Below are 7,779 nucleotides of genomic sequence, written 5' to 3'. Positions count from 1 at the left end.
CGCCGACCCTGTCCTCAGCCGGCGGCTCGTTTTAACGGAGACCATGGCGATGAAACCCACCGGCATGGAGATGGGTTTCCTGATCAACGGCAAGGCCTTCGATATGGGACGCGTCGACTTCGTCGCCAGGGCCGGCGAGATCGAGCTCTGGGAGATAGTCAACGAGGCCGACATGGACCATCCCTTTCACGTCCACGGTACTCAATTCCAGGTCGTCGAGCATGAGCGCGACGGCGCGGTGTCCAAGCCGCCCTATCTCGCATGGAAGGACACGGTGAACGTCGCCCGCGGCGAGACGGTGCGGCTCCTGCTGCGCCAGGATAGGCCGGGGCAGCGCATGTATCACTGCCACATCCTCGAGCACGAGCAGCTCGGCATGATGGGCGTGCTCGATGTCATGGCATGAAGTTCGGCATCGCGTTCGGAGCGGTGGTGCTGGCGCTGGCCGGTTCGCTGAGCCTCTCCTCGCCGCAGGCGGTCGCCTCCAGTGATGAGATCGTGGCCGCACGCCAGGCCTCGATGAAGGCTATGGCGGCGGCAGCGAAAACCATCGCCGAGATGTTCGGCGGCAAGCGCGCCTACGACGCCGCCAGCTTCAAGGCGGCGGCGGAGGCGCTCAGCGCCCGTACCGGACCCGCCCTGATGGCTGAATTCCCGGCGGGAACGCTGGGCGCGCCGTCGGGCGCCAAAGCGGAAATCGATCAGGCGCGGCCGGAGTTCGAGGCGCTCGCCAGTCACATTGGCGAACTCGCCGATGCATTGGCAGCCAAGGCCGAAACCGCGCCTGCCCGGATCACCGGGGACATGCGCATGGGCGCGATGACGTCAATGGACGGGGGCAGTCTGCTCGGCAAGCGGCTGAAGACAACGGAGGCGGATCCGGCCGGATTGCCGGCGGAGCATCTTCTGCACCTTATCCTCCAGGATTGCTCAAGCTGCCATTCCAAGTTTCGGCAAAAGGTGAAGTGAGAACCGGCGATCACACCGCCATTTGTTGCCCTCTTGTGCAGCGATGCGGAATGCCAGGAAGGCCACCTGTATCAAGACGCCTTCGCCAGAAAATTCCGATAATCCGACTTGGCCTGCAGCAGGCGCAGCACATTGTCTCGCGAGCCGCGCACATGGGCGCGTGCCAGCGTGCCGGCTCGGGCAGCGTCGCCGGCGCAGATGGCATCGACGATCTCGGCGTGCTCGTCGCGGGCGATCTTCCATTCGTCCAGCCACAGGAGTTCGGTCCAGACGTAGTGCTGGCACTTGTCGAGGATGCCGCACAGCATGTTGTGCAGCATGACGTTGCCGCTGATTTCGGCGATGACGCGGTGCAGGTCGATGCCGACTTCCAGTTCCTGGAATTTTTCCCGGTTCGTGCGTTCCGGAATGGCTGCCAGCCGTTCGCATTCGGCCAACATGGCGCGCAGCCGCGCCTTGTCCTGTTCCGTCGCGGCCGTTGCCGCAAGTTCCGTCGCATGGCCGTCGAGCAGTTCGCGGATCTCGAAGGCCTCGCGGAACATGTTGATGTCGAACTCGGTGACGACATAGCCCTGGCGCGGCCGGCCGGTGACCAGCCCGTCACGCTCGAGGCGATTGAAAGCCTCGCGCACCGGGGTTCGGCTGACCGTCAGCTTCGCCGCGATGTCGTTTTCGGTGACGCGGGAGCCCGGCGGGATCTGGCCGGTCACGATCATCGCCTTCAGCGCGGAGTAGACCGAGTCGCGCAGCGTATTTTTGGTTTCCTTGGCCAAGCTTCCCTTCCCACTTCTCCGGCCTTTCAGCCGGAACACGCATAGCTGTAGCCGCAGTCGGCGCAATTTGCCACGCCTCCGGTGAAGCCGTCCCTCACCAACCTGGTCCGGCACGAAGCGTACATTTCGAGCGCGCCGGCGGTGTTGACAACATCGATCGCTAGGCTACACTCAAAATTGTATACAAAATAGCATGCCAAATCAAAAACAATGGGAACACCGGTTGGAGAGCCGAAAAATGAACAGAACCAGAAACGTTAGCATCGTTGCGATGGCGGGCCTCATGGCTTCGTTCGCAGCCCCCGCCATGGCGGGCGACACCATCACCGTCGCCTCATGGGGCGGCACCTACCAGGAGGCGCAGACCAAGGCGTTTTTCAAGCCGACCGCCGACGCGCTCGGCATCACCATCAAGGAAGACACCACCAACGGCCTCGACGACGTCCGGCTGCAGGTGACCGGCAATGCGGTGAAGTGGGACATCACCGAACTTGGCGCCGACGAATGTGCGCGCGGCTCGAAGGAAGGGCTGTTCGAAAAGCTCGACTACGGCATCATCGACAAGAGCGGCATCAACCCGAAGCTTGTCCACGACGACTGGGTCGGCATTTCCTACACCTCGGTCGTGCTGATCTACCGGACCGACGTATTCGGCGACAAAGGCCCGAAGACCTGGGCCGATTTCTGGAACGTGGAAAAGTTTCCGGGACGGCGCGCGCTGAGCGGCAGCCAGGCGACGGAAACGCTGAGCGTTGCCGCACTGGCCGAGGGCATTCCGATCGACAAGGTCTATCCGGTCGATATCGACGGCGCGTTGAAGTCCGTCGACAAGATCCGCGGCAATGTCGACGCCTGGTGGACCTCCGGCGCCCAGGCCATGCAGCTGGTTAAGGACGGCGAAGTCGACATGGCGAGCATCTGGAACGGCCGCGCCGGCACCTTGAAAAAGGAAGGCGCGCCGATCAGCTTTTCCTTCGATCAGGGCGTGCTGACCGCCGACTGCATGGTCATCCCGAAGGGCGCCAAGAACAAGGAGGCGGCCATGAAGGCGCTGGCGATGTTCGTCAGCCCGCAATTGCAGGCCAATCTGCCGCTCTATGTCGACAATGGCCCGGTCAACGAGAAGGCTTTCGAGACTGGCAAGATCCCGCAGGACAGGATCAAGGACATCAATTCGGCGCCCGAAAACGTCAAGAAGCAGGTGTTGCAGGATGCAGAATTCTGGCGCGACAACCTGGTCGAGGCGACGGAAAAGTTCAACAATCTGATCCAGCAATAGGCTGCGGCCGCAATCCAAACCACGGCAGGGCGACGCCTCGCCCTGCTTTCGCCGCCTCAGCCCCTGGGAGAGAAAAATCTTGTCCATTGCGCCATCCGCGTTGCCGATCGGCATGCGCGGGATCGAGAAACGATTTGGCAGCGTGCCTGTGCTGCGCGACCTCAACCTCGATGTCGAGGCTGGTGAATTCCTGACGCTGCTGGGGCCTTCCGGTTCCGGCAAGACGACGCTGCTGATGATCCTGGCCGGTTTCGTGCGGGCCAATGCCGGCTCGATCAGGGTCGGCGGCGACGAGATCATCACCACGCCGCCGCACAAGCGCAACATCGGCATGGTGTTCCAGAACTACGCGCTGTTTCCGCATATGAACGTCTTTCACAACATCGCCTTTCCGCTGAAGCAACGCGGCGTCGCCGCCGCCGAGACGGCCGAGCGTGTCGAGAAGGCACTCGATCTGGTGAAATTGCAGGGACTGGGCGAGCGCCGGGTCGACCAGCTCTCCGGCGGCCAACGCCAGCGCGTGGCGCTGGCGCGCGCCATCGTCTTCGAGCCGCGCATCGTGCTTATGGACGAACCCTTGTCGGCGCTCGACAAGGGCCTGCGCGAGCACATGCAGATCGAGCTACGCGCCCTGCATCGGCGGCTCGGCATGACCACCGTCTATGTCACGCACGACCAGCGCGAAGCCATCACCATGTCGGACCGCATTGCTGTCATGAACGGCGGACGCATCGAACAGCTCGACAAGCCCGAAAGCCTCTACGCCAGGCCGCAAACGCAATTTGTAGCAGGCTTCATCGGCGAATCGAATTTCATTCCGGTCGAGTGCCGCAACGGCTCCGTCTGGTACGAGGACCGAAGAATCCATACGGCGGCGGCGACGCCGGCGGCAGGCCAGTACCTGATGGTGGTGCGGCCGGAAAAGCTGCGGCTCTTGGCAACCGCCGAACCGACAAGCGGCGTCAACGTGCTCAACGCGACGCTCAGTGACATCATCTATCAGGGCGACAGCTTCGTCTGCTATGCCGTGCTGCGCGACGGCCGGCAGCTGACTTTGCGCGACTATTGCCGCAGCGATGTGCTGGCGAAAATGCCGGCTCCCGGCCAGCCGGTCAGCTTCGGTCTCGATGCGCACGACACGATCCTGGTGGCGGCAGACTGATGAGCGCGCAGACCGCCCTCATGCAGGAGACCGGCAGCCCAGCAGGCCGGGAGCTCAACACGCAGGCACTTCGCGCCGACGCCCGGCGTGAATCACTACGGCTGCTGGCGCTGCTGTCGCCGAGCCTGTTGCTGGTCTTCGCCATCATCATCGTGCCCATCGGCTGGCTGTTCTGGCTGTCGTTGTTCGACGAAGCGGGCGGCTTCAGCGCCGCCAATTATGCGCGATTCTTCGAGCAGGCCTCCTACATCAAGACCTTTGTCACCACCTTCAAGGTCGCCTTCATCGTCACCGGCGCCTGCGTGCTGCTTGGCTATCCCCTGGCCTACATGCTGTCGCAACTGCCGCGCCGGGCGGCGTCGATCTGCCTGATCTTCGTCATCCTGCCGTTCTGGACATCGGTCCTGGTGCGCACCTATGCCTGGCTGGTGATCCTGCAGCGCAAGGGCCTGATCAACAGCTGGCTGATCGACCTCGGTGTCATCAGCCAGCCGCTATCGCTCGCCAACAATTTTTCGGGCGTCGTCATCGGCATGACGCATATCCTGCTGCCGTTCCTGGTGCTGCCGCTTTACGCCTCGATGAAGACAATCGACACCGACTGCCTGCGCGCCGGCATGAACCTCGGCGCCGGCCCGGCCGCCACCTTCCGGCAGATCTTCTTTCCGCTGTCGCTGCCCGGCCTCGCCTCGGGCGTGGTCATCGTCTTCGTGCTCTGCCTGGGCTTCTTCGTCACGCCTGCGCTGATGGGCGGCGGCAAGGTCATCATGTGGGCGATGCGCATGGAACAGACCACCAGCCTCTATTCCAACTGGGGCGCGGGTGCAGCACTCGGCGTGGTGCTGCTGGTGGTCACGCTGGCGCTTCTCGGCCTGTTCCAGTGGCTGCTCGGCGCGCGCGCCACAGGTGTGTGGAGTTCGCGATGAGCGAGGATTTTGGCCTGCCTATCTCGCACCGGCAACGGCTGTGGCTCTATTGCCTCGGCGGCCTCGTGCTTCTGTTCCTGATCGCGCCGTCGATCATCATCGTCATCATGTCGTTTTCGGACTCGACGCTGCTGCAATTCCCGCCGCAGCAATGGTCGCTGCGCTGGTACCAGACCTATTTCGGGTCGCTGGAATGGCGCGACGCGACGATCGTCTCGGCCAAGGTGGCTGTCATGACGGTGCTGGTGGCGACACCGCTCGGGACCGCGGCCGCCTATGCCATCAACCGGGGCACGCTGCGCTTCAATGGCACCATCAACGCGCTGCTGACGGCGTCGCTGATCGTCCCGGTGATTCTGATCGGCATCGGCACCTTCTTCCTCTATGCGCGCATCGGGCTCAACAACACGCTGACCGGCCTGGTCATCGCGCACACGGTGCAGGCGCTGCCGCTGGTGGTGCTGACCGTGCTTTCCGGGCTGCGCTCCTACGACATGAACCAGGAGCGGGTGGCGCGCAGCCTCGGCGCCGGCCGCGTCGCCGCCTTCTGGCAGGTGACGATGCCACAGATCCGCTTCTCGATCGTCTCGGGCGCGCTGTTTGCCTTCATCACCTCCTTCGACGAAGTGGTGGTTTCGCTGTTCATATCGGGCGGCGAGACCACGACATTGACGCGCCGCATGTTCAATGCGCTACGCGATCAGATCGACCCGACGATCGCCGCCATCTCGACCTGCCTGATCGTGCTCTCGGTCGTGCTGTTGTCGGTTGCGCAGATTTTCGGCCGGCGGCATTGATTTCACCAGACGAATTCGCAGAAGTGACCATGGGATATCCAGACAGAATGCGTGATTTCCAGTTTCCCGGCCGCTCGCCGGTTCGTGCCACCGAGGCGGTTGCCGCGACCTCGCATCCGCTTGCAACCCTTGCGGCCATCGACATGCTGCGCTCCGGCGGCAATGCCATGGATGCCGCGGTCTGCGCCGCCGCCGTGCAGGGCGTGGTCGAGCCGCAATCGACAGGCATCGGCGGCGACTGCTTCGTGCTCTATTCTCCCGGGGGACAAGGCAATGTGCTGGCCTTCAACGGGTCCGGCCGCGCGCCTGCCAGGGCGACAGTCGACTGGTACCGCGAAAAAGGCTTCGACCGCATCCCGTTGCAGGGGCCGCATGCGGTCACCGTGCCGGGTGCCGTCGATGCCTGGAGCCGCCTGCTCGAAGACCATGGCCGCAAGGGCCTTGCCGAGGCGCTGGCGCCGGCCATCCACTATGCCGAGAACGGCTATGTCGTGCACGACCGCGTCGCCTTCGACTGGGCCGAACCGGAAACCGATCTGTCGGCCGACGAGCACGCCACGCGCATCTTCCTGCCCGGCGGCAAGGCGCCGAGGGCTGGCGACGTCCACCGGCAGCCGGAACTGGCGGAGACCTTGCGCATCATCGCCAAACATGGCCGGTCCGGTTTCTACGAAGGCGCTGTCGCCGACGATATGGTGAGTCGGCTCAATGCATTGGGCGGACTTCATACGGCCGAGGATTTCGCTGCGACCAGAGGCGACTATGTGGCGCCGGTCAGCACCTCCTATGGCGGCCATGACATCCACCAGATGCCGCCGAACAATCAGGGGCTGACGGCGCTTTTGATGCTCAATTTGCTGTCGGGCTTCGAGCTTGGCGGGCTGGATCCCAATGGCGCCGAGCGCCTGCATCTGGAGATCGAGGCCGGGCGCCTGGCCTATCGCGACCGCGACCGTTATGTCGGTGATCAGGACCATGTCCCGGTGCCGGTCAGAGAGCTGCTGTCCGGCGCCTATGCCGACCGGCTGCGCGCCGAGATCGACCGCGACCGCGCCATGACGCATCTGCCGCGCGTGGACCTGCCCGGCAGCGACACGGTCTACATCTCCATCGTCGACCGCGATCGCAACGCGGTCTCCTTCATCAACTCGACCTATTATTCGTTCGGCAGCGGTGTCGTCGGCCCCAAGTCCGGTGTCGTGCTGCAGAACCGCGGCTCCAGCTTTCGCCTCGATCCAGCGCATCCGAACGCGATCGCACCGGGCAAGCGGCCGATGCACACGATCATGCCGGGCATGGCGACGAAGAACGGCCGCGTGGTGATGCCGTTCGGGGTCATGGGCGGCGGCTATCAGCCGTTCGGCCATGTCCATCTGCTGACCAACATGATCGACTTCGGCATGGACCCGCAGCAGGCGCTGGATGCGCCGAGGGTGTTTTACAATGACGACACCGTGGAGGCCGAGCGTGGCGTTCCCACTGATGCAATCGAAGGCCTGCGCGGGCGCGGCCACCGCATAGCCGAACCGCATCATCCGCTTGGCGGCGGGCAGGTGGTGCTGATCGATTGGGAGAAGGGGACGCTGACCGGCGCTTCCGATCCGCGCAAGGATGGTTTGGCGCTTGGCTACTGAGGCGATCCGTTGTCCAATGGCGTATCCATATCGAGGCAAGCCCGTCAGCGGGGCTTCCACCAATAGTCGTTCGAAATCCAGCCGGTGATCATGACCCAAACCGAAACCCACGCAGACCTCTCCCGCCGTCTCGCCGCCGGCGCCGACGATGCGCCCGCCATCCTGGCACCCGACAGGGCGACGCTCAGCCATGGCGAATTGCGCAGCCTGATCGCCGATACGGCAAAACAGCTGCATGC

Annotated in this window: 8 protein-coding genes; 7 read left to right on the top strand and 1 reads right to left on the bottom strand. The window is 63.8% G+C overall.

Features of this window, described 5'->3' with window-relative positions:
* Together EN893_RS11190 and EN893_RS11185 are read left to right on the top strand one after the other, a co-directional pair.
* Positions 1–406 (top strand): multicopper oxidase domain-containing protein (locus EN893_RS11190; RefSeq protein ID WP_164900802.1); only part of this gene is annotated, 406 nt, incomplete at its 5' end.
* Positions 403–969: a cytochrome c gene (locus tag EN893_RS11185; protein ID WP_127271413.1), complete on the top strand. Its 567-nt coding sequence runs from the start codon at positions 403–405 to the stop codon at positions 967–969. The genes EN893_RS11190 and EN893_RS11185, both read left to right, overlap by 4 nt.
* A 71-nt stretch (positions 970–1,040) precedes the next feature.
* Here EN893_RS11185 and EN893_RS11180 read toward each other — a convergent pair whose 3' ends face one another.
* Complete coding sequence (locus EN893_RS11180; RefSeq protein ID WP_127268040.1) at positions 1,041–1,742, bottom strand: GntR family transcriptional regulator; 702 nt, start codon at positions 1,740–1,742, stop codon at positions 1,041–1,043.
* 238 nt (positions 1,743–1,980) lie between these two features.
* On the opposite strand from EN893_RS11180, the gene EN893_RS11175 reads away from it, so the two are divergent.
* The 5 genes from EN893_RS11175 to ggt all read left to right on the top strand — a co-directional run bounded on the left by EN893_RS11175 (position 1,981) and on the right by ggt (position 7,540).
* Positions 1,981–3,021 (top strand): ABC transporter substrate-binding protein, encoded by a 1,041-nt coding sequence (locus EN893_RS11175; RefSeq protein WP_127268039.1) that lies wholly within the window; start codon positions 1,981–1,983, stop codon positions 3,019–3,021.
* 79 nt (positions 3,022–3,100) lie between these two features.
* Entirely contained in the window at positions 3,101–4,183 is a 1,083-nt protein-coding gene (locus EN893_RS11170) for an ABC transporter ATP-binding protein (RefSeq protein WP_127268038.1), read from the top strand.
* Positions 4,183–5,109 carry an ABC transporter permease gene (locus EN893_RS11165; protein ID WP_127268037.1) on the top strand — a complete coding sequence of 309 codons (927 nt, stop codon included), beginning with the start codon at positions 4,183–4,185 and terminating at the stop codon, positions 5,107–5,109. Before EN893_RS11170 ends, EN893_RS11165 begins: the two co-directional genes overlap by 1 nt.
* Complete coding sequence (locus tag EN893_RS11160) at positions 5,106–5,906, top strand: ABC transporter permease (RefSeq protein ID WP_127268036.1); 801 nt, start codon at positions 5,106–5,108, stop codon at positions 5,904–5,906. The genes EN893_RS11165 and EN893_RS11160 overlap by 4 nt, the downstream gene beginning before the upstream one ends.
* 47 nt (positions 5,907–5,953) lie before the next feature.
* Positions 5,954–7,540: a gamma-glutamyltransferase gene (gene ggt / locus EN893_RS11155; RefSeq protein WP_127268035.1), complete on the top strand. Its 1,587-nt coding sequence runs from the start codon at positions 5,954–5,956 to the stop codon at positions 7,538–7,540.
* Positions 7,541–7,779 lie beyond the last annotated feature (239 nt).

Source organism: Mesorhizobium sp. M7A.F.Ca.CA.004.04.2.1 (assembly GCF_004022825.1).
Taxonomy (GTDB): Bacteria; Pseudomonadota; Alphaproteobacteria; order Rhizobiales; family Rhizobiaceae; genus Mesorhizobium.
The sequence above is the reverse complement of the archived record's forward strand: the minus strand, read 5'-3'. Positions and strand labels throughout refer to the sequence as shown.

Coding starts and splice junctions, on each gene's coding strand:
- EN893_RS11175 (WP_127268039.1), top strand. CDS start 1,981: ATGAACAGAACCAGAAACGTTAGCATCGTTGCGATGGCGGGCCTCATG.
- EN893_RS11160 (WP_127268036.1), top strand. CDS start 5,106: ATGAGCGAGGATTTTGGCCTGCCTATCTCGCACCGGCAACGGCTGTGG.
- ggt (WP_127268035.1), top strand. CDS start 5,954: ATGCGTGATTTCCAGTTTCCCGGCCGCTCGCCGGTTCGTGCCACCGAG.
- EN893_RS11185 (WP_127271413.1), top strand. CDS start 403: ATGAAGTTCGGCATCGCGTTCGGAGCGGTGGTGCTGGCGCTGGCCGGT.
- EN893_RS11165 (WP_127268037.1), top strand. CDS start 4,183: ATGAGCGCGCAGACCGCCCTCATGCAGGAGACCGGCAGCCCAGCAGGC.